22 protein-coding genes are annotated in these 22,046 nt (G+C 59.8%); 10 read left to right on the top strand and 12 right to left on the bottom strand.

Annotated features, from left to right (window positions below; translation table 11 throughout):
* The first annotated feature begins 244 nt into the window (after positions 1–244).
* From AB8B31_RS18785 to AB8B31_RS18750, 8 genes are all read left to right on the top strand, one after another.
* Positions 245–1,219, top strand: coding sequence for an MBL fold metallo-hydrolase (locus AB8B31_RS18785; protein WP_166480774.1), 975 nt, complete (start codon positions 245–247; stop codon positions 1,217–1,219).
* Positions 1,220–1,239: 20 nt separating this feature from the next.
* Entirely contained in the window at positions 1,240–1,704 is a 465-nt protein-coding gene (locus AB8B31_RS18780) for a tetratricopeptide repeat protein (RefSeq protein ID WP_166480775.1), read from the top strand.
* Between the two features lie 57 nt (positions 1,705–1,761).
* A complete protein-coding gene (locus AB8B31_RS18775) occupies positions 1,762–2,211 on the top strand; it encodes a DoxX family protein (RefSeq protein ID WP_166480776.1) in 450 nt (149 codons plus the stop codon).
* A gap of 123 nt (positions 2,212–2,334) precedes the next feature.
* Positions 2,335–2,826: a hypothetical protein gene (locus AB8B31_RS18770; protein ID WP_130759044.1), complete on the top strand. Its 492-nt coding sequence runs from the start codon at positions 2,335–2,337 to the stop codon at positions 2,824–2,826.
* 194 nt (positions 2,827–3,020) lie between these two features.
* Positions 3,021–3,299 carry a hypothetical protein gene (locus AB8B31_RS18765; RefSeq protein ID WP_018243640.1) on the top strand — a complete coding sequence of 93 codons (279 nt, stop codon included), beginning with the start codon at positions 3,021–3,023 and terminating at the stop codon, positions 3,297–3,299.
* A gap of 231 nt (positions 3,300–3,530) precedes the next feature.
* The gene (locus AB8B31_RS18760) at positions 3,531–4,271 is read left to right on the top strand and encodes a response regulator (RefSeq protein ID WP_166480777.1); all 741 of its coding nucleotides are present in this window, start codon (positions 3,531–3,533) and stop codon (positions 4,269–4,271) included.
* Positions 4,268–5,644 (top strand): sensor histidine kinase, encoded by a 1,377-nt coding sequence (locus AB8B31_RS18755; RefSeq protein ID WP_166480778.1) that lies wholly within the window; start codon positions 4,268–4,270, stop codon positions 5,642–5,644. Before AB8B31_RS18760 ends, AB8B31_RS18755 begins: the two co-directional genes overlap by 4 nt.
* Positions 5,645–5,810: 166 nt before the next feature.
* Positions 5,811–6,470 (top strand): DUF3313 domain-containing protein, encoded by a 660-nt coding sequence (locus AB8B31_RS18750; RefSeq protein WP_077988263.1) that lies wholly within the window; start codon positions 5,811–5,813, stop codon positions 6,468–6,470.
* A gap of 129 nt (positions 6,471–6,599) precedes the next feature.
* Here the strand turns inward: AB8B31_RS18750 and AB8B31_RS18745 are convergent, their stop codons facing one another.
* The 7 genes from AB8B31_RS18745 to AB8B31_RS18715 all read right to left on the bottom strand — a co-directional run bounded on the left by AB8B31_RS18745 (position 6,600) and on the right by AB8B31_RS18715 (position 13,531).
* The gene (locus AB8B31_RS18745; RefSeq protein ID WP_003552965.1) at positions 6,600–6,773 is read right to left on the bottom strand and encodes a DUF1328 domain-containing protein; all 174 of its coding nucleotides are present in this window, start codon (positions 6,771–6,773) and stop codon (positions 6,600–6,602) included.
* Positions 6,774–6,923: 150 nt separating this feature from the next.
* Positions 6,924–8,351 carry a gamma-aminobutyraldehyde dehydrogenase gene (locus AB8B31_RS18740; RefSeq protein WP_166480779.1) on the bottom strand — a complete coding sequence of 476 codons (1,428 nt, stop codon included), beginning with the start codon at positions 8,349–8,351 and terminating at the stop codon, positions 6,924–6,926.
* A gap of 13 nt (positions 8,352–8,364) precedes the next feature.
* Positions 8,365–9,177, bottom strand: coding sequence for an ABC transporter permease (locus AB8B31_RS18735; RefSeq protein ID WP_047622382.1), 813 nt, complete (start codon positions 9,175–9,177; stop codon positions 8,365–8,367).
* Positions 9,167–10,129, bottom strand: a complete 963-nt coding sequence (locus AB8B31_RS18730; protein WP_047622383.1) for an ABC transporter permease — start codon at positions 10,127–10,129, stop codon at positions 9,167–9,169. The genes AB8B31_RS18735 and AB8B31_RS18730 overlap by 11 nt, the downstream gene beginning before the upstream one ends.
* A complete protein-coding gene (locus AB8B31_RS18725; RefSeq protein WP_166480780.1) occupies positions 10,126–11,112 on the bottom strand; it encodes an ABC transporter ATP-binding protein in 987 nt (328 codons plus the stop codon). The genes AB8B31_RS18730 and AB8B31_RS18725 overlap by 4 nt, the downstream gene beginning before the upstream one ends.
* Positions 11,113–11,344: 232 nt before the next feature.
* Positions 11,345–12,505, bottom strand: coding sequence for an ABC transporter substrate-binding protein (locus AB8B31_RS18720; protein ID WP_130653079.1), 1,161 nt, complete (start codon positions 12,503–12,505; stop codon positions 11,345–11,347).
* Between the two features lie 117 nt (positions 12,506–12,622).
* Positions 12,623–13,531: a LysR family transcriptional regulator gene (locus AB8B31_RS18715; RefSeq protein WP_018446011.1), complete on the bottom strand. Its 909-nt coding sequence runs from the start codon at positions 13,529–13,531 to the stop codon at positions 12,623–12,625.
* 179 nt (positions 13,532–13,710) lie between these two features.
* Here AB8B31_RS18715 and AB8B31_RS18710 point away from each other — a divergent pair, with 179 nt between their 5' ends.
* A complete protein-coding gene (locus AB8B31_RS18710) occupies positions 13,711–14,460 on the top strand; it encodes a hypothetical protein (RefSeq protein WP_018243631.1) in 750 nt (249 codons plus the stop codon).
* A 168-nt stretch (positions 14,461–14,628) separates the two neighbouring features.
* On the opposite strand, the gene lysS is transcribed toward AB8B31_RS18710, so the two are convergent.
* From lysS to AB8B31_RS18685, 5 genes are all read right to left on the bottom strand, one after another.
* Positions 14,629–16,125 carry a lysine--tRNA ligase gene (lysS, locus tag AB8B31_RS18705; RefSeq protein WP_018243630.1) on the bottom strand — a complete coding sequence of 499 codons (1,497 nt, stop codon included), beginning with the start codon at positions 16,123–16,125 and terminating at the stop codon, positions 14,629–14,631.
* 22 nt (positions 16,126–16,147) lie between these two features.
* On the bottom strand, positions 16,148–17,614 hold the full coding sequence (gltX, locus tag AB8B31_RS18700; protein WP_018243629.1) for a glutamate--tRNA ligase: 1,467 nt from the start codon (positions 17,612–17,614) through the stop codon (positions 16,148–16,150).
* Between the two features lie 245 nt (positions 17,615–17,859).
* Positions 17,860–18,609 (bottom strand): TerC family protein, encoded by a 750-nt coding sequence (locus tag AB8B31_RS18695; RefSeq protein WP_026188530.1) that lies wholly within the window; start codon positions 18,607–18,609, stop codon positions 17,860–17,862.
* Positions 18,610–18,824: 215 nt separating this feature from the next.
* Entirely contained in the window at positions 18,825–19,664 is an 840-nt protein-coding gene (locus AB8B31_RS18690; RefSeq protein ID WP_166480781.1) for an AraC family transcriptional regulator, read from the bottom strand.
* Positions 19,665–19,871: 207 nt separating this feature from the next.
* Positions 19,872–20,552, bottom strand: a complete 681-nt coding sequence (locus AB8B31_RS18685; protein ID WP_018446017.1) for a TetR/AcrR family transcriptional regulator — start codon at positions 20,550–20,552, stop codon at positions 19,872–19,874.
* Positions 20,553–20,703: 151 nt separating this feature from the next.
* Here AB8B31_RS18685 and AB8B31_RS18680 point away from each other — a divergent pair, with 151 nt between their 5' ends.
* A complete protein-coding gene (locus AB8B31_RS18680; protein ID WP_028733938.1) occupies positions 20,704–21,921 on the top strand; it encodes an HlyD family secretion protein in 1,218 nt (405 codons plus the stop codon).
* Positions 21,922–22,046 lie beyond the last annotated feature (125 nt).

Below are 22,046 nucleotides of genomic sequence, written 5' to 3'. Positions count from 1 at the left end.
GGTCCCTTGCCGTCTAGACCGATCGGCACGGGGTTTTATTCCACGCCGGCGCCGATTTTTCTGCACGCAGCGGGATACCGGTCGCACGCGATATAAATTACGCTTGTTTTTCAATCACTTGAAGAAATAACGCTGGAGATCGGGAATAAGCGTTCCTTGCCGGCGATCTAGTTCGTCAGCGAGGACATATGAGCAATAGTCGTCTTCGCCACCAGAAATGCCATCAACAAGAGGAGGCATATTCATGTTGACCATGTCACGTCGCGCCGTCCTGGGGTCGGCTGCTGCGGCTGCTGCATTCGGGCTGTCGTCGAAGCTTGAATTCGTCATGCCGGCATTTGCTGCAACACCGCTGGAGCCGACGGTCGGCTTCTATAAATACAAGGTCGGCGATATCGAGATCACGGCAATCTACGACGGCATCTGGAGAAAGCCGCATGACCCGGCCTTCATCAAGAATGCCTCGATCGAGGATACCAAGGAGGCGCTATCGAAAGCCGGGCTTACCACCGAGTTCATGCCGATCCCGCTGACTGTCGTGGTCCTGAAGCTCGGTAACCGCCTGATCATGATGGATGCCGGCTCGGGCGTCGGTCAGTGGCAGGAAAATGCCACCTATCTGCCGGCGAACATGGCCGCGGCGGGGATTGACTACAAGAAGATCGATACGATCATGATCTCGCATTTCCATCCCGACCATGTCTGGGGACTGATGGAAAGGGGCACCAACAATCCCGTCTTCCCGAATGCCGAACTCATCGTCAATGCCGACGAATACAATTGGTGGACCGCGCCCGGCCGCGTCTCAAAGCTCGCCGAAGGCCGCAAGCCGGCAGGCAAGCGCATCGCCGAGGTCTTTCCGAAATGGAAGAACTGGAAGCTCGTCGCCGATGGCGCCGAAGTCGCACCCGGCGTGCAGCTTGTCGCCGCGCCCGGTCACACGCCCGGCCATTCGACCTATCTTGTCGCCTCCGGCAGCAAGCAACTGCTCGTCTCGGCCGATATCATGTATGTGCCGGCGCTGCTCGCACCCCATCCTGAATGGCAGGGCAGCTACGACCAGGATGGGCCGACGGCCATCGACACGCGCCGCCGTCTTATCGACCGCATCATTGCCGACAATATCGCGATTTGCGGCTCACATTTCCCATTCCCTGGCTCCGGCACCTTTGTCAAGGACGGAAGCGCCTATGGCTTCACGCCGACAATCCAGGCCTGAAAGGCCGAAAGGAGATCACCATGACGAAATATGCAATTCTCGGATACATCTGGCTTTGCGCTATATCCGCAGGCTTCTCCGCGGTGACGGCGCTTCCCGCCTTTGCCGTCGACAACATGCAATCGACAGACGCTCCCGACCTGACCTCGGTGCGGGCCAAGATCGATACCAAGGACTATGCTGGTGCGTTGGCAGAGCTTCGCGGCCTTGCAGAAGACAACCAGCAGGCGGATGTCTATAATCTGATGGGATATACGCTGCGCAAGACGGGCGACTACAGAACGTCGCTGACCTACTACACCAAGGCGCTAGAGCTGCAGCCAGATCACAGGGCAGCGCGTGAATATCTCGGCGAACTCTATGTCGAGACGGGCGAGATGGCGAAGGCGGAGGAGCAGGTGTCATCGCTGAAGCAACTTTGTCCGAGCGGCTGCGAGGAACTCGAAGACCTGCAAGAGGTCATCGCGGCCAAGGGCGGCAATTGACCCGCATATGAACGCAAGAACAGGCGGGAGAGCCGCCTGCTCTTCTAACTGGAGGGTATGATGGAAAACGCGTCAAGCCGGCCCCGACTGGCTGATCTTATTCTTCTCCTGGGCAGGCTTCTGCTGTCACTGATCTTCCTGCACGAAGGTTGGTCACTCGCGGCAGATGTCACCGCGACCATCGACACTTTCGCGAAACTGGGGCTGTCGGCACCGGTCGCGCTTGCTACCATTGCCCTTCAGATCGGCGCCGGCCTTTCCGTTGCGACAGGGCTCCTCAGCCGGCTTGGCGCACTGGCGCTGGCGCTCTTCTGCCTGGCTACCGCCTTGCTCTTTCACACGAATTTTGAGAGCCAGAACGAGCTGCTGCATTTCGAGAAGGACCTGGCGATTGCCGGCGGTATGTTCGTCCTGGTAGTTTCGGGTGCGGGATCGATATCGATCGACAAGCTGCTGAGAACGCAGACAAACAGAATGCCTCCTTGGCTCAGGACGGTGTTGTCGTGAATGCGCACCGAAATCCGAAGGCCTGATGAATTTCACGAGCCCTCAGTGGCGCAATAAAACCGAATAAAACCGAACAAACAGAAGCGTCGATGCGGGCTACACTTTTGGCGACAAGTCAGGAGTGTGCCAGTGATGTCTTCCGCGCAAAACAATCAGCAAAAGCCAATTCTCGTCTTTCTCGCAAAAGACGCTGCCTGCGACATCGTCTCGAAATTGAATGAGAACGGATATGTCGCGGCGGCTGTGTCCTCGGTGCCGGAACTGTTCGACGCCTTGCGTTCGGACCGATATTTCCTGGCTGTAACGATGCGATCGGATATCGATATGGTCCGCAACATCAAGCCGATACCGGTCATCAATCTGGAGGTGTTTTTCCATACTATCCAGTCGACGACAAAGTCCGTTCACTCCTCGAAGGAGTTCGACAGCGACGCATTTCTAAGAAGGATCGCGGCCCTCACGGAGTCAAGGACAGGCAGGGTTAGTGCAGTCCGAAGAGATCCGGCCGCAAACGAGACAGTGATTGCAAGCACGGCGAAGGCATCCCGGTGGCGGGCCGCCACATCTCTTCTGTTAAGTCGCCGCGCCGCGCCCAGCGCAGAACGAGCCGATTAGACGTGGGCGCATTCTCATCGCCGACAGACCGGTCTTCGCTCGATTCAGATCCCGATGACCCGGCGCGCGCGCTCTGGCCGGCCACGCTGGGCCACGTTGCCGACGGATCCTATGGGCATCTTTCTACCGGGTTTCGTCGGCTTGAAAGCGTCATTCCGAAACCAGAACTTCTGACTTGGTGCGGGTGTCTTCTCATGTTTCAGTTGCTCGGGGCAGCGTCAGCGAGCGGATATATCATCACGGCACTGTTCGTGCTCGTGGCGATCGGTCGTCTCGCCAGAAACGTTCTCCATAAGCTCACCGCACGGCTTCCGAAGCGCTCAGCGTTGAAGCATTACACGACGGCGATCGTCTCTCTGGTGTTCTTTTGCCTGCTGGTCGTTCGGATGTGTTTCATCGCCACCGTCATCATCGATAGCGCAATCCGAGGTGACCATGTGGAAGTCAGTGGCGACCCCGAAAGGCAGTTTTGACGGCGGACTCCGGGTCGGAAATCACGCAACATATCTCAACATTATCGAATATAGCATTGCACGATACTTGATATCCTAAAGGCGAAGCCGTGTCGGTGCGGCGACAGATCGCGTGGTGTCTGATGTCCGGGAGATTAACCACTGCGGTTGACAGTGGCCGAGGCCGCCTGATGTAGACACGGTGAAACGTGGTAATTTCGCGCCGAGAGACATCTCCCGGCAAGAGAACGAATGACGATGGCATATGAAATGGCAGTTCCCAATCAGGCTCATATCCTCATCGTCGAAGACGATCCCGAAATCGCAGATATGCTGGTGGACCTAGTTCGAACCAGCGGCTTCGAGGCCTCGTCGGTGGAGAGCGGCGCGGCTATGGATCGAATGATGGCGCGACAGCAATTCGATCTCATCGTCCTCGATGCGATGTTGCCGGGCGAGGACGGCTTCAGCATCTGCAGGCGGCTTCGTGCGTCGTGCTCGGTGCCAATCCTGATGCTGACGGCACTCCAGGAGGATATCGACCGCATTCTCGGCCTGGAGCTCGGAGCCGATGACTATGTCACGAAACCATTCAACTCCCGCGAGCTGCTGGCCCGGATCAAGAGTATTCTCCGCAGAGCGTCATATGCTCATCATCAGGAGGAAGCACTTGGACCGATGATGTTCTCGGGATGGCGCATCGATCCAAAAAGCCGTCAACTCCACGACGCCGATGGAGCGCAGGTTTCCATGACAACCGCGGAGTTCGATATCCTCTTGGCCTTCTGCTGCAATCCCAACAAGGTTTTGACTCGCGAACAGCTCTTGTCGATGACACATGCCGGATCAGCGGGGCCGGTCGAGCGCAGCATCGACGCCCACATCAGCCGGGTCAGGCAAAAGATAGAGCCAAATCTGAAAGATCCGTCGTTCATAAAGACGGTGCGGCTGGGCGGTTATCTTTTCGCATCCAAGGTAGAGCGTCTCTCTTGAGAAATTTCCGGCGGGCTTCGATCCAAAGCCAGATCCTCATATTGGCGACCTTCCTTGTCGTGCTCGTTTCCGTGGTGGCGACCGCCATGGAGCCCTATATCTACGGCCGTCATGATCGCGGCTTTCAAAACGGCCTGTTTGCTGCCAGAGCGGCGATGGTCGCGGAGCAATTTGCCCAGGCAAATTCAGCGCAAGATGAAGTCGCCGTTCTCACGAGAGCAGCAGCGCTCGGCGTTGGGGTCGAAAAATTGTCGCTAGACCGGCCGCTCGCCGGCAAACAGCAGATGGGATCTCCAGGCGAGCTGGTGGCGCGTATCAACACAATGCTCGCCGACAATATTTTCGCGGCATTTCATCGCTTCGCCATCGGTCAATCACACCCTGATGTCCTGACTGTCGGAATTGATGATAAGCGCGCCCTTGTCTTTCAACTGCCAGTTTTTCCCAGCTATGTGTGGTTTGTTCCAGCCGCGGCGAGCGGATTTTTAAAAATCGTCATCCCATTGGTGCTGCTCGCATATTTCAGCAGCCGGCTCATCACCGAACCTCTGAGGCACTTTGCCGCCGCTGCAAAACGAGCGAGCATGGAGGGCAGCTGGGAAAAGCCTTTCGAGCCGGACGGCGCATCCGAGATTCGAAGTCTGGCGGAATCGCTGAACGTTATGAGCGATCGAATCCAGAGCATGGCAGAGGATCGAACAAGAATGCTGAGTGGCGTGGGTCATGATCTCAGGACACCGCTGACAAGATTGCGGATGCGTGCCGAGCGTTCCGGCGAGCCCGAGCTTCGCAGCCTGATGCTGACCGATATCGCCACCTTGAGTTTCATGATCGACGAGTGCTTGGCCTATTTCAAAGACGCATCCACTGCGGAGGCTGATCGAAAGGTCGATATCTCAAGCCTGCTGCAGACGATTGCGACAGACTTCTCCGACATGGGCATCGATGTGAGCTTCACCGGTCCGCGGCGACTGGCGTTTATCTGCAAACCTCAGGCCCTTACTCGGGCAATTACCAATCTGGTCGACAATGCGTCTCGTTATGCAAAGCAAGTCGAAATCGATCTGCGAGAGAGCGACGATGGCGGGATCAAAATATCGGTGGGCGACAACGGCCCTGGTTTGACCGATGAGGCCAAGGCGAAAGTTCTGGAGCCGTTCTTCAAAGTGGATAAATCCCGCCAGATCAGTGCCAAAGGCGGTTCTGGGCTTGGGCTCGGCCTTCCGATCGCCAAAGGGATCGTCACCAAAGCGCACAATGGACAATTGACGTTGTTGGACAGGAAGCCAACCGGCTTGGTCGTCGTGATCGATCTTCCCGCCCCTCAGGGGATCCAGCCCGGAGGCTCGCCGTCGATCCCTTCATCACATTGACTTACTGCCCGTCGTGGCGTCGTCACGCGTCGCGCTGCCTTCGCAGCAAAAGATGGCTCGCGAACATTTCCGCATATCATAGCAAACACAGCAACATTCGAATTCCATAAAACCGGTGCCAGCAGATCCCATGCCATTCGGCATTTCCAAAGCTGGAGCCAAGTCATTGATAAAAAATCTGAAAATCGGCGTTGCAGTGATGCTCGCCTGTTCGAGCGTTGCCGCATGCACGACCCCTGACCCCACGATTTATTCCGGACTTGCTTCGGCATCACAGCTCCAGCCGAACACTGAGGATAAAACCGGCCGCGTGCCGTATCGCTATCGGACGAAAGTCAACTGGAGCCAATACAACCGGATCATCGTCGATCCCGTTACCGTCTATAGCGGTCCTGACAGTCAGTTTGGCAAGCTTGCGGAAAAAGACAGGATCTTCCTGGCCAATTACATGCAGGCTCAATTCACCGAAAAATTGAAGACGCGCTTTGCGATTGTCAGCACACCCGCTCCGGCAACGCTCAGATTGCATCTGACACTGACGGGGGCGAAGGCGACGACCGCGGTACTCGGAACGGTCACGCGCATCGATGTTGCAGGCGGATTGTACAACACCGTTCAGGCCGCTCGCGGCCGAGAAGGTTCGATGACCGGTTCGGTGAATTATGCCGTAGAGGTCTATGATGCTGCGAGCAATCGTCTCCTGTCTTCCTATGTCACCAAGCAATATCCCAATGCAATGAATATCGGCGCAAGCTTCACGGCGATGGACGCCTCCATGGTGGGCGTCCGCAAAGGTGCCGATGCTCTGCTTGCCGAGTTGAAATAGGGGATAGGAGCAAAAGACCTAGCCGTGTTCCATGCACGGCCGAACTAGCCGAGACGTTCGACAACAGAGAGGAAGGGCCGCATGCGGAAGTGGTGCGGCCCCGATGTCTTCAAACGGCTCCGCAACCGATCAGAGGATCGCCTGACCGGCCATCAGCGCAAGGACAAGGAAGATCAGGAAGATCACCAGCGCGATGCCGAAAAGAACGCGTGCGATCGTCGCGGTAGCTGCGGAGACGCCCGAGAAACCGAAGAAGCCGGCGATGATCGAAATCACGAAAAATATCAGAGCCCATTTCAGCATGACATCATCCTTTGCGTTTGCCTGGGAAAGACGCAGCAACCGGGAAAATGTTCCAGATCGCTTGAATGGATTGGCGATCTCTGTGAAGCACCTCCCGGTGCTACTGATGGGCATTGCGTCGAATTTCGTACCCTTGCTTTTCCCGCCGGTTCAGCCGTGATTGATCATCACGTGGCGTACGGCGGTGTAGTCCTCCAGTGCGTAGACCGACATGTCCTTGCCGTAGCCCGACTGTTTGAGGCCGCCATGCGGCATCTCGTTCACCAGCATGAAATGCGTGTTGATCCAGGTGCAGCCATATTGCAGGCGGGCGGCGGTCTTCATGCCGCGGCCGATATCCTTGGTCCAGATGGAGGAGGCCAGGCCGTAATCGCTGTCGTTTGCCCAGGCAACGGCATCATCGGCATCGGAGAAGCGGGTGACCGAGACGACCGGGCCGAAGACCTCGCGGCGGACGATTTCGTCGTCCTGCAGGGCGCCTGCAATGACGGTCGGCGTGAAGAAGAAGCCCTTGTCGCCGGAGACCTTGCCGCCGGCAGTGATCTCCATGTGCTTGTGCTCGGAAGCACGGGCGACGAAGCTCTCGACGCGGTCGCGCTGGCGCCTGGAGATCAGCGGGCCGATCTCGTTTTCGGTATCGTCGGCCTGGTTGAAGCGGATGCTCGAGACGGCTGAGGAGAGGTCGGCGACGAAATTGTCGTAGACCTTGGCATCGGCATAGATGCGGCAGGCGGCCGTGCAATCCTGGCCAGCATTGTAATAGCCGAAGGTGCGGATGCCTGCGACAACGGCATCGATATCGGCATCGTCGAAGACGATGACCGGGGCCTTGCCGCCGAGTTCCAGATGGGTGCGTTTGACGGTCTTGGCAGCGGCCTGCAGCACCTTCTTGCCGGTTGCGATATCGCCGGTGATTGAGATCATGCCGATCTTGGCATGGTTGATCAAGGCGTTGCCGACACTTTCGCCACGGCCGAGAATGACGTTGACGACGCCTTCGGGAAGGATCTCGGAGAGCAGCTTGGCCATCTTCAGCGCCGTCAGCGGCGTCTGCTCCGAAGGCTTGAAGACGACGGTATTGCCGCCGGCGATGGCCGGCGCCAGCTTCCAGGCCATCATCATCAGCGGATAGTTCCACGGCGCGATCGAGCCGACGATGCCGATCGGGTCACGGCGGATCATCGAGGTGTGGCCGGGCAGATATTCGCCGGCCGCCGGTGCGTGCAGGTTGCGCACGGCGCCGGCGAAGAAGCGATAACAATCGACGATCGCCGGGATTTCGTCGTTCAGCACGGCATTGATCGGCTTGCCGCAGTTCAAAGCCTCCAGTGTGGCGAAGCCGACGGCATCCTTCTCGATCGCGTCGGCGATCTTCAGCAGGTAGCCGGAACGCTCGCCAGGCGTCGTCTGCGACCAGCTTGTGAAGGCTTTTTCGGCGGCATCGACGGCGGCGTCGACCTGGGAGAGCGAGGCTTCCGGAAGGTCGATCACTGTCTCGCCCGTCTTCGGGTTCAGGATGTGCTCTTCCGTCTCCGTGCCTCTTTCGAAGCGGGAACCGATCAGCATTTGGATATCCATGATGTTCTCCCTGTTATTTGCCAGCGCCGGCGATCTGGTCGCCATCGCGGGTGAGGTAATAGGCTGCCAGGATTGGCAGGAAGGTGACGAGCACCACGACCATGGCGACCACATTGGTGACAGGGCGCTGGCGCGGGCGGATGAGTTCTTCGAGCATCCAGATCGGCAAGGTCGATTGCTGGCCGCCGGTGAAGGTGGTGACGATGACCTCGTCGAAAGACAGGGCGAAGGCAAGCATGCCGCCGGCAAGAAGAGCGGTGCCGATATTCGGCAGGATGACATGACGGAAGGTCTGGAAGCCGTCGGCGCCGAGATCCATCGAGGCCTCGATCAGCGAGCCGGAGGTGCGGCGGAAACGAGCGACCGCATTGTTGTAGACGACGACCACGCAGAAGGTGGCGTGGCCGAGCACGATGGTCCAGACCGAAAACGGGATGTCGAACAGGCTGAAGGCGGAGCGCAGGGCAATGCCGGTGATGATGCCGGGAAGGGCGATCGGCAGGATGACCAGCAGCGAGATCGCCTCGCGTCCGAAGAACTTCGTCTGGCTGACGGCCGCAGCACAGAGCGTGCCGAGGACCAGCGCGATCGCCGTGGCGATGACGGCGACCTGTACGGAAAGGCTGAGCGCCGACCAGACATCCGGCCGGTTCCAGGCGACGGCAAACCACTGCAGCGTCAGCCCGGGCGGCGGCCACTGATAGCTCTTCTCTTCGGTCGTGAAGGCATAGACGAAGATCAGCAGGATCGGCAGGTGCAGAAAGAGCAATCCGACGGCTGCGGCGATCTTCAAGGTCAGTGGCGATGTCCTGTGGTCAGAGCGCATCGAAAGCCCCCATTTTCCTGGCGAGCGACAGATAAAGCGCCATGATGACGATCGGCACGACGGAGAAGGCGGCGGCGAGCGGCACATTGCCGGCCGTTCCCTGCTGGGCATAGACCGCCTGGCCGATGAAGAGCCTGGACGAGCCGATGATCTGCGGGATGATGTAATCGCCCAATGTCAGCGAGAAGGTGAAGATCGAACCGGCGACGATGCCGGGGAGCGCTAACGGCAGGAGCACGGTGCGGAAGGTCTGGCGCGGCGTGGCGCCGAGATCCGCCGAGGCCTCGATCAGGTTGCCGGGCACCCGCTCGAGGGCCGCCTGCGTCGGCAGGATCATATAGGGGAGCCAGATATAGACGAAGACGATGAAGGTGCCGAGGTAGCTGACCGACAGTGAGTTTCCGCCGATGACGGGCAGGTTCAGGATGGCATCAAGCAGCCAGGAGAGATGGAGCTTTTCGAAGATCCAGGTGAGGATGCCCTCCTTGGCGAGGATTAGTTTCCAGGCGTAGATCTTGACGAGATAGCTCGACCAGAGCGGCAGCATGACGCCGAGATAGAAGAGCGCCTTCCATTTGCCTTGCGCATAACGCGCCGCATAATAGGCGATCGGGAAGCCGATCAGGGCGGCGGCGGCGGTGACCAGCGCCGACATCACCAGGGTGCGGATGATGATGTCGAAATTCGCAGGATTCAGCAGTTGCGCATAGGTCGAGAGGGTGAATTCAGTATTCACCAGCCCGGAGAAATCGTCGATCGAGAAGAAGCTCTGCAGAAGCAGGGCGATCAATGAGCCGATATAGATGATGCCGAGCCAGAGCAGCGGCGGCGTCAGCATCAGGAAGAGCAAGAGCTTCGGGTGCCGCCAGAAGGCATCCGACAGTTGGCCGAAGAAACCGCCACGCCCCGGAAGGATCGAAGTCTTGCCGCCTGTGATGGTGAGCGCCGTCATGCCGCATCATCCATGTAGTGGATATCGGCCGGTTGCCAGGCGAGGCGGATACCGGCGCCGAGATCCGGCACTGGCGCGCCGGCCGGCAGCATGACATGCAGCCGGCTGCCCTTGAGGTCGACGCTGAGACGCGTCGCCGCGCCGAGGAAGCTTGCATTTTCGACTTTCGCCTCGACGCCATCGCTTGCCAGCCGGATCGCCTCGGGGCGGAGGCTCGCCCAGCGTTTCTCGCCGCCGAGCAAGGCCATCAGATCAGGCGCGATGACGTTCGACGAGCCGACGAAATCGGCGACGAAGCGGGTCTTCGGGCAGCGGTAGATATCCTGCGGCGTGCCTTGCTGGACGATGTTGCCATTGTTGAAGACGGCGACGCGGTCGGCCATGGACAGAGCCTCGCCCTGATCGTGGGTGACGAAGACGAAGGTGATGCCGAGCGCGCGCTGCAGGCTCTTCAATTCTTCCTGCATCTGCTCGCGCAGCTTCAGGTCGAGCGCGCCGAGCGGCTCGTCGAGCAGCAGCACCTTCGGCTTGTTGACGAGCGCGCGGGCGAGCGCCACGCGCTGCCGCTGGCCGCCGGACAACTGACCGGGGCGGCGGGCGCCGTAGCCCGGCAGCTTGACGAGTTCGAGGGCATCGCCTGCCGCCTTCATCCGCTCCGCCTTGCCGACGCCCTTGACCATCAGCCCATAGGCAACATTGTCGAGGATGTTGAGATGCGGAAAGAGCGCATAGTCCTGGAACACGGTGTTGACGTTGCGGCGATAGGGCGGAACGCCGTCTGCCGTCTCGCCGAAGATCTGGATATGGCCCGCGGTCGGCTGCTCGAAGCCGGCGATCAATCTCAGGCACGTCGTCTTGCCGGAGCCGGATGGCCCGAGCATGGCAAAGAATTCGCCCGGCGCGATCTCGAGATCGACGCCGTCGACGGCGCGAACCTGGCCGAAATGGCGTGATACCTGTTGGAAACGGACGGCGGATGTCATGAGGGCTCCGGGTCTTGAGATGCACTGAACGGGTGAGATTCTTGCAGACGCAAAAACTCCTCCCCAACCCCTCCCCAGAAGGGGGAGGGACTTAACCTTCAGCACCCTCCGGATACAACCTTACTGCTGCATACAGCAGGGACGAGGCGGCGCCGCTGAAGCCCCTCCCCCTTGTGGGGAGGGGTTGGGAAGGGGTCCTACGCTACAACAGTCCCCTCAGTGAGAACGCAAGTCACCGTCCGCCGATCACGCCGATATAATCCGACACCCAGCGATGATAGGGCACGCATTCGCCCTGCGTCGTGCATTTGGCGACAGGGGTTTTCCAGAACTTGATCTTGTCGAAGTGATCGAAGCCGTTGGTGGCGCAGCCGGTATCCCCCATCAGTTCATTGCCCTTGCAGGCCGCAGGAACGGAGGGCACGGCGCCGAACCAAGCGGCGGCGTCGCCCTGGACCTTGGCCTTCAGCGAATGTTCCATCCACATATAGGCGCAGTTTGGATGTTCGCTGTCGGCATGCAGCATGGTGGTGTCGGCCCAGCCGGTGACGCCTTCATCCGGAAAAGCGGAGGCGATCTTCTGCTTGTCGGCCTGCAGCAGGTTCACCTGGAAAGGCCAGGAGCCGGAGGCGACGACGCCTTCGTTCTTGAAGTCGTCGATCTGGATCATCGCGTCGTGCCAGTAGCGGGAGACGAGCTTGCGTTGGCCGCGCAACAGGTCGAGGGCGGCCTTGTACTGGTCCTCGTTCAGCTCGTATGGGTCCTTGATGCCGAGATCCGGCTTGTGGGCCATCAGGTAGATGGCGGCATCGGCGATGTAGATCGCGCCGTCATAGGCCTGGACGCGGCCCTTGTTGGACTTGCCGTCGGGCAGTGTCTGCTCCTCGAAGACGACGTTCCAGCTGGTCGGCGCCTTGTCCTTGAAGGCATCGGTATTGTACATCAGGACATTCGGTCCCCAGAGATAGGGCACGCCGTAATGCACGCCACCGACCGTATACCACGGTCCGTTCTGCAGGCGCTCGTCGACGGTCTTGAAGCTCGGGATCAGATCGGTGTTGATCGGCTGGACACGCTTGCCGGCGATGAGACGGAGCGAGGCGTCGCCCGATGCCGTGACAAGATCGAAGCCCCCTTCGTTCATCAGCGACACCATTTCATCCGAAGTGGCGGCGGTCTTGACGGAAACCTTGCAGCCGGTCTCCTTTTCGAAATCGGTGACCCAGTCGTAGTTCTTGTCGGTTTCGCCGCGTTCGATATAGCCGGCCCAGGCGACAATGCTGACCGCGCCTTCGCCCTTGCCCAAGGCCTTCAGCGGTTCGGCGGCGATCACCTGCGTCGCGAAGCTCAGGCAGGTGAGCGCCGCCGTGCAGGATTTCAACAGATTCGTCATCATCCGTCTCCCGGTTTGCCACTTTCTGTGGCGGTTTGTTCCCGGATGAAAAGGTGACGCGAAAAAGCCGCTTTCGCAAATTCATTTATCAGAAAGACGGTATCGGAAATTCCGATATCAGCGGATGCGGCCGGATCTTAAGGTTTCGGCGATACCGACGAAGTCGCGCGCCGCCTGCGGCAGGCTGGAGCCCTTGCGCCAGACCATGCCGACCTGGACGACCGGCAGCGAACCGGAGACGTCGCGGCTCTCGATGCGGTCGCCTTCCAGCGACCATGGACGGTACACGAGATCGGGAAGCAGGGCCACGCCAGCGCCTGTTGCAACCAGGCTGCGCACCGCCTCCACCGAACGGGTGCGGAAGGCGACATGCGGACGGGCGCCGAGTGCTGAGAGCAGCTTGCCGGTATTCTCCTCGATTTCGTCGACCGTCAGCATGATCAGCGGTTCGCGGGCGATGTCGGCGACCGAGATGATGTCAGCCGATACCAAGGGATGGCCCATCGGCAGCCATAGTCGATAGGGCGAGGTTTCCAAGATCTCCGCCTGCAGCGCCATGCGGTCGCGCAGGTTTGATATCACCATGACGGCGACATCAAGTTCGCCGCCGACCAGGAGATGTTCGAGGTAACCACCATTGTCCTCGATGGCGCTGACCTCGATGCCCGGACAGGCGCGCCGATATCGCGCCAGCAGGTCGGAGAGGACGTAGCCGGCGACGAGCGAAGTGACGCCGATGTTCAGCGTGCCGGAGAGGGCGCTTTGCTGGCCGGAAAAGCTGGTCCTTGCATCGGAGACGGAGGCCAGGATCTTCGTCGCATGACGCAGGAACTGGTGGCCGTTATGGGTGATCGTCAGGCCGCGCGGATGGCGCTCGAAGAGTTCGACGCCGAGGTCGGTTTCGAGCTCCTTTAGTGCTTCCGTCACCGAGGATTGCGAGATCGAAAGGTTCTGTGCGGCTCGCGTCACCGAACCCTGTTCGGCGACGGCGACGAAATATTGAACCTGGCGAAGCGTGAAGGCCATGGGCGTTTAGAGCATGGCGGAATAGGCCGTGGCAAGCGACCCAAAAAAGCGGACCTTTTTTGGTGTTTTCTCAAAATGGCGCAGGCTTCACACGCCCACTTAAACTTTCGGAAACGTCATTTCTTTAGCGTTCTCAACACTTGTCCTGCGTTGGAGTTTCAGATGGCGGAGCAGTTGGCGTGAAGGCCTTACTGCGCATCTTCCGGCCTTCCCGGAAATTGGCAATCATCATCGGTGGAGTCGCTCTTCTGGCGGGCGTTTCCGGCGGTGCGGCGGTCTATGTCGGCAAGGACAGGCTGATCGGTGCAACTGGTGGTGGCTACGGGCTCGAATGCAGCGACGTCAACCTGGTGACGATCCGGAAGCAGGACCACGTCTGGGTGCGCAAATACATCAAAACCGAACCGACCGACGGGATGACGCGCGTCAAGACCGCGCTTCGTGTCGCCCAGGCCGTTTATGCCGCGCAGAAGCCGGATCTGGTCCAGGTGGTGGTGCTCGACGAGAACGGCCCGACCTTGCGTGCGGATATTCGCGGCCGGGCGATCGGCGCCGATGTCGTCTATATCCCGCATCCCGACAAGACCGTTCCCGGCCTCGACGACAAGTCCTATACGGCGCGCTACTACGACGGCAAGGCCAGTGAAAACGGGCTGTTCTTCGGCGAGCGGATTGAGATGCCACTCGACGAGATCGCCATGATCAGCGCTGGTTTCAAGGACCCCGAGGATTGCGTCGACCCGGTCGCGGTTGGCTCGACGAAGAACGGGGAAAAGGGCAAGGAAAAGAAGCCGGCAGGCGGCGCACATGGCGCAGCACCGGCAGCCGAAAGCGAAGCGGCGCCTGCCGAGAACGCGGGTGCCGATGTGGTGGCGGAAGCGCCGGCCGAAGAGCCGCCGGCGGAAACTGCACCATCTCAGGCCCATTGAACGAACAGCATGAAAAAAGCGGAGCGCCGGCTACAGCGCCGCGCGTCTTTTCGGACGCGCAAAGGACGCTGTAGCACTTTGAGTTGCTGCATAATTTGTCCTTAAATCGATCCCGATTTAAGGAATTATGCAGTTGCACCCCGCTTCGATTTTTTGCTTTTCTTCCGGTCAGTCGGCTTTGCTGCGGCGGGCCGGGAAGAGGATGACGTCGCGGATCGACGGCGCGTTGGTCAGAAGCATGATGAGACGGTCGACGCCGATGCCGAGGCCACCTGCCGGTGGCATGCCCTGGTCGATGGCGTCGAGGAACTCCTCGTCCAGCTGCTTTTCCTTTTCGCCGCGGGCATGCGCCTGTTCGAGCTGCTCGACCATGCGGCGGCGCTGCTCTTCGGGATCGTTGAGCTCCGAGAAGGCGTTGCCCAGTTCCCAGGCGTTGCAATAGGTCTCGAAGCGCTCGACCAGGCGCGGCTCGCCTGGCACTTCCTTGGCGAAGGGCGAAATGTCCTTCGGGAAATGCGTGACATGCGACGGCTGGATCAGGGTGGATTCGACCTTTTCCTCGAAGATGAAGGCGAGGCATTCGCCCCAGGTCCAATCTTTCTCGACCGCAAAACCGGCAGCCTTGGCGGCAGCGCGCGCCTCTTCATCGGTCTTGATGGCGAGGAAGTCGATGCCGGTCGCTTCCTTGACGGCATCGGGCATCGGCACGCGCTTGAACGGACCCTTGAAGGACATGGTCTTGTCGCCGAAGGGGAATTCCGTCGCGCCGTGGATGGAGAGCGCCAGGTTTTCGAACAACCGCTCGACGAGGTCCATGATGTCCTCGTAATCGGCATAGGCCCAGTAACACTCCATCATGGTGAATTCGGGATTGTGCCGGGTGGAGACGCCTTCGTTGCGGAAGTTCCGGTTGATCTCGAAGACCTTGTCGGTCAGCCCCGACACCAGCGTGCGCTTGAGGAACAGTTCCGGCGCGATGCGCAGGTACATGTCGAGTTTCAGCGTGTTGTGATGGGTCTTGAACGGCTCGGCGGTGGCGCCGCCATAGACCGAATGCAGCATCGGCGTCTCGACTTCCATGAAGCCGTCATTTTCCATGAAGCGGCGGATGCCAGAGAGGATCTTCGAGCGCTGCTGGAAGCGGAGCTTCGAATCCTCGTTGGTCATGATGTCGAGATGGCGCTTGCGATAACGCAGCTCGATGTCAGAGAGACCGTGCCACTTCTCGGGCATCGGCAGCAGCGACTTCGTCAGCATGGTGATCGTCTGCGCGTTGATCGTCAGCTCGCCACGCTTGGTGCGGCGCACGATGCCGGTGACGCCGATGATGTCGCCGATGTCGATCATCGGCAGCAGGGCGCGGGCTTCCTCGCCGGTGACATCCTTGTGCGAGAAGATCTGGATCTTGCCGGAGGCGTCATGGAGATCCATGAACATGCCCGAGTTGCGCGAGGAATAGACGCGGCCGGCGACGGTGACGACATCCTGCGTCTCGGTGTCCGGCTCCAGGCTCTCGTATTTCGCGGTAAGCTCGGCATTGCCCATCGTGCGGTGAAAATGCGCCGGATAGACCTCGCCGACCTGCTCGCGCAGCAGCTTCAGCTTCTGGGCGCGCACTTCCGTCGCGTCGGAGGAAAGGGTGTTTTCGGTCTTGTTGTCAGCCATTGTCGAAATCCTCTGACTGTTCTTACTTCGAGCCGACGAGGGCGGCGACCGCCTGCGAGGCGAGCTTCAGACGCTGACGCACGACGGACCGCCCGAGGATCGCCATGGAATCGAAAAGCGGCAGGGAACGCGATGAGCCGGATACGGCGACGAAGAGCGGCGAGACCACGACCTTCAGCTTCTTGCCCATGCGGTCGGCGATCGCGCGCAGCTCCGCCTCGATCGTCTCGACGTTCCATTCCAGGATCTTTTCGAGATCCGGCTGAACGGTGTTGAGGATCTCCAGGATCTCCTCCGGCGGTGACTTGATCTTGGCGAAGTCGGAAGGCTGCAGGCCGAGATCGGACTTCAGCAGGAAGCCGGCGAGATCGGGCAGTTCGCCGAGCTTGGAAATGCGCGTCTGCGACAGGCGCAGACCTTCCTTCAGACGGTCGTTTTCCATCGCCCAGGTCAGCACACGCGCCTGGAACTCCTCTTCGGACAGCTTCTCGCGGATCCAGCGGCCATTGAGCCAATCGAGCTTTTGAATGTCAAAGATCGCACCGGCCTTGGAGAGGTTTTCCGGGTCAAACTTCTCGGAGAGCTCGTCCATCGTCAGGAGCTCTTCGCCCTCGGCGATCTGGACGAAGAACAGACCGAGGAAGTTCATCAACGCTTCGGGAATGTAGCCAAGCGCGGAATAATAGGAGATCGAGGTCGGGTTCTTGCGCTTCGACAGCTTCGACTTGTCGGCATTGCGCATCAGCGACAAGTGCATGAAGACCGGCTGGTCCCAGTCGAAATAGCGATAGAGCAGGATGTGCTTCGGCACGGAGGCCAGCCATTCTTCGCCGCGTGCGACGTGAGTGATCTTCATCAGATGGTCGTCGATGACGTTGGCCATATGATAGGTCGGCATGCCGTCGGCCTTGATGAGCACCTGCATGTCGACCGAATCCCACGGAATGGAGACATCGCCGTAGACGCCGTCCGTGAAGTCGCACGAGCCTTCGGCCGGAATCTTCATGCGGATGACGGTCGTCTCGCCGGCGGCCATGCGCGAGGTGACTTCCTCGGCCGTGAGGTTGAGGCAGAGACCATCGTACTTCGGCGGCTTGCCGGCGGCGCGCTGGGTTTCGCGCATCTGCTCCAGCCGCGCGGGTGTGCAGAAGCAGCGGAAGGCATGGCCCTTGTCCAGCAATTCCTGCCCGTAAGGCTGGTACATTTCCTTGCGGTCGGACTGGCGATAGGGGCCGTAGGGGCCGCCGATATCGGGGCCTTCCTTCCATTCCAGCCCGCACCATTTCAGCGCGTCCAACACCTTCGTCTCGAATTCCGGGGTCGAGCGCGTCGCATCGGTATCCTCGATACGCAGGATGAACTCGCCGCCGTGCTTCTTGGCGAAAAGGTAATTGAAGAGAGCGATGTAAGCGGTGCCGACATGCGGCTCGCCGGTCGGCGAGGGAGCGATGCGAACGCGGACGCCGGTAGCTGTCCCGGAAACTGTCATTGTGTGTGCCCGTCAATAATGCCGGACGGCTTTCATGGAGAAAGCGACGTTCGGCCGGAAGGATGCAGATATCTTCATCGGCAAACCGGCCGGAAAAGGGCATGCGCCCGCACTATCCACCGATCGTCCGTTCGGCTGGCCTTAGGCCATATTCAACCGGGCGCGTCAAGAAAAACCACGCCTGCAAAGGCCTGATGGTGGTGCGTGAGGGCGCGTCGGTTCCGCCGCGCCCTCGTGCCCAAGCCTCAATGCGCGGCGTCGCGTTTTCGCTTGCGGGCGTTGCGTGCGATCATGTTCAGTACCTCGACCAGCGCCGAGAAGGCCATGGCGGCATAGACGTAGCCCTTCGGCACATGGAAGCCCATGCCTTCGGCGATCAGCGTCGTGCCGATCATCAGCAGGAAGGCGAGCGCCAGCATGACGATCGTCGGGTTCCTCTCGATGAAGTTGGCAAGCGGGGTCGCGGCAACAAGCATGACGGTGACAGCGGCGACGACGGCGACCACCATGATCGGCAGATGCGGCGTCATGCCGACGGCGGTGATGATGCTGTCGACGGAGAAGACGAGGTCGAGCAACAGGATCTGGCCGATGGCCGATGCAAAGCCTGTCGTGGCCGACTTGGCGATGAAATCCTCTTCATGGTCCACGGGGTCGACGCTGTGGTGAATTTCCTTGGTGGCCTTCCAGACGAGGAACAGACCGCCGGCAATCAGGATGAGATCCTTCCAGGAGAAGCCGTGGCCGAAGGCTTCAAACAGCGGTTCGGTCAGCTGCACGATCCAGGCGATGGTGCCGAGCAGGACGAGACGCATGACGAGCGCAAGACCGATGCCGATCTTGCGGGCCTTCTCCCGGTGCTCAGGCGGCAGTTTGTTGGTGAGAATGGAAATGAAGATCAGGTTGTCGATCCCGAGAACGACTTCCATCACCACCAGCGTGATGAGCGCCACCCAGGCGGCCGGATCCTGAATGAGCGTCATGATTTCCTGCATCAGCGTATATCCCTTTCGCGTCACATGCGTGAATGACGCTCGCAATGTAATGTTGCCGGCCTGCCAAGCAAGCGCAGCAAGGGGTATACGAAACCGATGTGACTTTTATTCCCTAGAACAGAATTTAAGGCCGGGTCGGCCTTAAATTTGAATCCTGTTCTAAATTAAAGAGTTGGAGCATGACGTCGTCCGAAAACCGCTCGCACTTTTCGGCATCATGCTCTGATCGGCAACCAGATTTCGGTGACGCCCATGCCCGTATAGGGGTCGAAGCGCTCGTCATAGCGTTCGAACATGTCGGGTGTCTCGCCGTGCTCCAGGCCCGAGGTCGGCCACCATGCGCCAAAAATCCGGTTCATCGTCGCCGGAATGCCGGAGACGTGGCCGCGATGGGCAAAGACGGCGTAGCGCTGACCTGGAAGCTTGAGCGTTGCAAAATCTCCCGGCAGATCGTCGGCATCGGAGATTTCGACCGCGGCCATATAGCGGAATTTCTCCGCTTCGCCGTCGATATGCGTGCAGATGCCGTAGGCGACATTGCCTTTCTGACCGGAGATATGACCGAAATGGGCATTGAACTTCTGCCAGAGAGAGGGAATGGCGGCGTTGCCGCCATAGGGGTAAATCTCCTGCAAGCCGGCAAACAGCATCGGTTGGAGGGTTTCGAAGCGGGGCGGTTCGAGGTCGTTGAGGTGGGCAGGGTCCATTCTGATCGGCTCCAGCAAGACAAGGTTACGGGCGTGCCCCTGTCTGCGCACCGCATCCGGCGTCATGCCGAACTGGTCGCGGAAGGCACGGGTGAAGGCCTCGTGCGAGCCGTAGCCCGCGCAAAGCGCAACCTCGAGAATGGTGGATGAACCGCCGACCAGTGTGGGCACGGCGCGGCTGAGGCGCCGCCCTCTTATATAGCCGCTGATCGAGTGACCGGTGACGAGCCCGAAGACGCGCGACAGATGGTAGCGCGACAATCCGGCTGCTTCCGATATCTCTTCCAGCGATATATCGCTTTCGAAATGGCTCTCGATGAACCAGATCGCCCGTCCGACGGCGCTCATCCTCACTCTCCTACAGCGCCGCGCGTCTTTTTGAGAGGCGCAAAGGACGCTGTAACACTTTGAAGTGCTGCATAATTTTATCCTTAAATCGATTCCGATTTAAGGAATTATGCAGTGTTGCAGCTTCTTCCTTAAAGAAAAGCCGGCAGCCGGATTTGATCGCTATTGCGGGATTTTGGCCGATGAGTGCGGCGGTCTAGGGTGTGGTCAGGCGGTCTCGTGCCGGCGCACGCCATAGGCGGCCATGAAGACCCGGATGGCGCCGCGGATGACGCGCTCGATTTCGTCACGCGGCGGCGGCTCTTCCATGCTTCCAAACAGGCGGAGTTTGAAGAAACTACCGCTGGCGAGATCGAGAAACTGGCCGGCGGCGAGATCGATGTCGTCGATCTCCAGCCTGCCTTCGGCGATGTGCCGTTCCAGGAAGTCGCGCATGATGGTGCGCAGGTTTACCGGGCCCTTGAAGAAGCGTTGACAGAGCACCGGCATGCGGTCGCGAACGCCGAGAACGGTGCGCATCGCGTTGATGACCTTCTCATCGGTCATGTGGGTGACGAAGCTTATCCCGAATTCGTACAGGCCGGCTTCGGGATCGTCATGTTCGGCAAGTGCCGTGCGCACGGCCGCCACGAAGGCGGCGCGCTCGGTCTCGATCATCGCCGAAAACAGCTCTTCCTTGTTGGTGAAATAAACGTAGAGCGTTCCCTTGGAGACTCCGGCCTCGCGCGTCACGTCATTCATGCTGGCGGCGTCGAAACCCATCTTCATGAAGACGCGCTTGGCGCCGGCGAGAATCTGTTGGCGCTTGGCCGGATCTTCGCCTGCGGCAAATCGGCCTCCGGCAGCGGGAGGGCTGAATACAGCGGCGTGGTCGAGTTTCAGCGTCATGTCCTCTTAACCGTGTTTACGGTTTCGCATTTTCTTTAAAGAAATCGAACCGATTGGTTCTATACATCTTGATATGACGATAAAACAGGTTTAAGTCAACTGAACCGAACCGTTCAGTTCGATTATTTACTCCAAGATCGGTAAAGTGGTTATGTCGAGCAACCAGAAGAGCAACGTCGCGCGTATCGTCAGCGAAAACGCCGGGACCGAAGAGGTAAAGGCCGAGGTTGCGGCCGTTGCAGAAGCTCCGACGGCGGAAGCCCGCGAAGTACCTTCCGCTCCCGCGCAGTCGGCGCCGGCTTCGGTCGCCGCCGCACCTGCGGCAGCAAAGAAGCGCCGCAGCCCGGTGCTGCCGATCGTCGTGCTCGCCCTTCTCGCAGGCGGCGGCTGGTATGGTTACGAATGGTGGACGAACGGCCGCTTCATGGTGTCGACCGACGACGCCTATATCGAAGGCGATATCGCAACGATTTCGCCGAAGGTCACGGGCTACGTCGCGAAGGTGAACGTTGTCGCCAACCAGGAAGTCAAAGCGGGCGACGTGCTTGCCACGCTTGATAACGGCGACTATCAGAACGCCCTCGACTTGGCCCAGGCCCAGATCGTCACCGAACAGCTTTCGCTGCAGCGTATCGACGCGCAGATCGAAGGCGCGAATGCGAGCCTCGTGCAGGCGCAGGCGCAGAAGGTGGCACTCGAAGCGGCCGTTCGCGGTGCCGAGATCACTCAGAAGCGCCAGAGCGACCTTCAGGCGAAGTCGGTCGGCACCGCCGCCGATCTCGACAACGCCAATATCGCCCTCGACCAGGCCAAGGCCAATCTTGCCGGCGGCGACGCCAACATCACCGCTGCACAGGCCAACATCACCATCCTCCAGGCCCAGCGCAAGGAAGCGGAAGGCTCGGTCCGTTCGCTGGAAATCTCGCGCGACAAGGCCGTCCGTGACCTTTCCTTCACCGTGCTCAAGGCGCCTTATGACGGCATTGTCGGCAACCGCTCCGTCCAGGAAGGCGACCTCGTCTCTCCCGGCCAGCGCCTGATGGCACTCGTTCCGGTGCGCCAGCTCTACATCGACGCCAATTTCAAGGAAACGCAGATCCAGCATCTGGTGCCGGGTTCGAAGGTCAACGTCCAGGTCGATGCCTATAGCGATCATCCTGTTGTCGGCACCGTCGAATCGATCTCTCCGGCCTCCGGCTCGGTGTTTTCGATGCTGCCGCCTGAAAACGCCACGGGCAATTTCACCAAGGTGATCCAGCGGGTGCCAGTGCGCATCGCGCTGCCGCAGGATGCGCTCGACAGCGGGCGTCTGCGCGCGGGCCTGAGCGTCGTCGTCGACGTCGACACCCGTACGGCGCCGAGCAAGTAAGCCTTTAGAGCAAGACCTGCAAAAGTGTGCAGGCGGTTTTGCACCCGGAATTGCGTGAAAACGAAGAGATAGAGCAATTCCGTAATTCGAAGAAAAACGGAATTGGTCTGGAAAGGCGGAGGTGG

The sequence above is a fragment of the Rhizobium sp. 62_C5_N11_2 genome (assembly GCF_051811185.1).
In the GTDB taxonomy this organism is placed as follows: Bacteria; Pseudomonadota; Alphaproteobacteria; order Rhizobiales; family Rhizobiaceae; genus Rhizobium; species Rhizobium leguminosarum.
This window is presented reverse-complemented; position numbering and strand designations above follow the sequence as displayed.

Bases quoted from the DNA above. Each gene is read 5' to 3' on its own strand.
- AB8B31_RS18785 (WP_166480774.1), top strand. From the start codon at position 245: ATGTTGACCATGTCACGTCGCGCCGTCCTGGGGTCGGCTGCTGCGGCT.
- AB8B31_RS18780 (WP_166480775.1), top strand. From the start codon at position 1,240: ATGACGAAATATGCAATTCTCGGATACATCTGGCTTTGCGCTATATCC.
- AB8B31_RS18775 (WP_166480776.1), top strand. From the start codon at position 1,762: ATGATGGAAAACGCGTCAAGCCGGCCCCGACTGGCTGATCTTATTCTT.
- AB8B31_RS18765 (WP_018243640.1), top strand. From the start codon at position 3,021: ATGTTTCAGTTGCTCGGGGCAGCGTCAGCGAGCGGATATATCATCACG.
- AB8B31_RS18760 (WP_166480777.1), top strand. From the start codon at position 3,531: ATGACGATGGCATATGAAATGGCAGTTCCCAATCAGGCTCATATCCTC.
- AB8B31_RS18745 (WP_003552965.1), bottom strand. From the start codon at position 6,773: ATGCTGAAATGGGCTCTGATATTTTTCGTGATTTCGATCATCGCCGGC.
- AB8B31_RS18740 (WP_166480779.1), bottom strand. From the start codon at position 8,351: ATGGATATCCAAATGCTGATCGGTTCCCGCTTCGAAAGAGGCACGGAG.
- AB8B31_RS18735 (WP_047622382.1), bottom strand. From the start codon at position 9,177: ATGCGCTCTGACCACAGGACATCGCCACTGACCTTGAAGATCGCCGCA.
- AB8B31_RS18730 (WP_047622383.1), bottom strand. From the start codon at position 10,129: ATGACGGCGCTCACCATCACAGGCGGCAAGACTTCGATCCTTCCGGGG.
- AB8B31_RS18725 (WP_166480780.1), bottom strand. From the start codon at position 11,112: ATGACATCCGCCGTCCGTTTCCAACAGGTATCACGCCATTTCGGCCAG.
- AB8B31_RS18720 (WP_130653079.1), bottom strand. From the start codon at position 12,505: ATGACGAATCTGTTGAAATCCTGCACGGCGGCGCTCACCTGCCTGAGC.
- AB8B31_RS18715 (WP_018446011.1), bottom strand. From the start codon at position 13,531: ATGGCCTTCACGCTTCGCCAGGTTCAATATTTCGTCGCCGTCGCCGAA.
- lysS (WP_018243630.1), bottom strand. From the start codon at position 16,125: ATGGCTGACAACAAGACCGAAAACACCCTTTCCTCCGACGCGACGGAA.
- gltX (WP_018243629.1), bottom strand. From the start codon at position 17,614: ATGACAGTTTCCGGGACAGCTACCGGCGTCCGCGTTCGCATCGCTCCC.
- AB8B31_RS18695 (WP_026188530.1), bottom strand. From the start codon at position 18,609: ATGCAGGAAATCATGACGCTCATTCAGGATCCGGCCGCCTGGGTGGCG.
- AB8B31_RS18690 (WP_166480781.1), bottom strand. From the start codon at position 19,664: ATGAGCGCCGTCGGACGGGCGATCTGGTTCATCGAGAGCCATTTCGAA.
- AB8B31_RS18685 (WP_018446017.1), bottom strand. From the start codon at position 20,552: ATGACGCTGAAACTCGACCACGCCGCTGTATTCAGCCCTCCCGCTGCC.
- AB8B31_RS18680 (WP_028733938.1), top strand. From the start codon at position 20,704: ATGTCGAGCAACCAGAAGAGCAACGTCGCGCGTATCGTCAGCGAAAAC.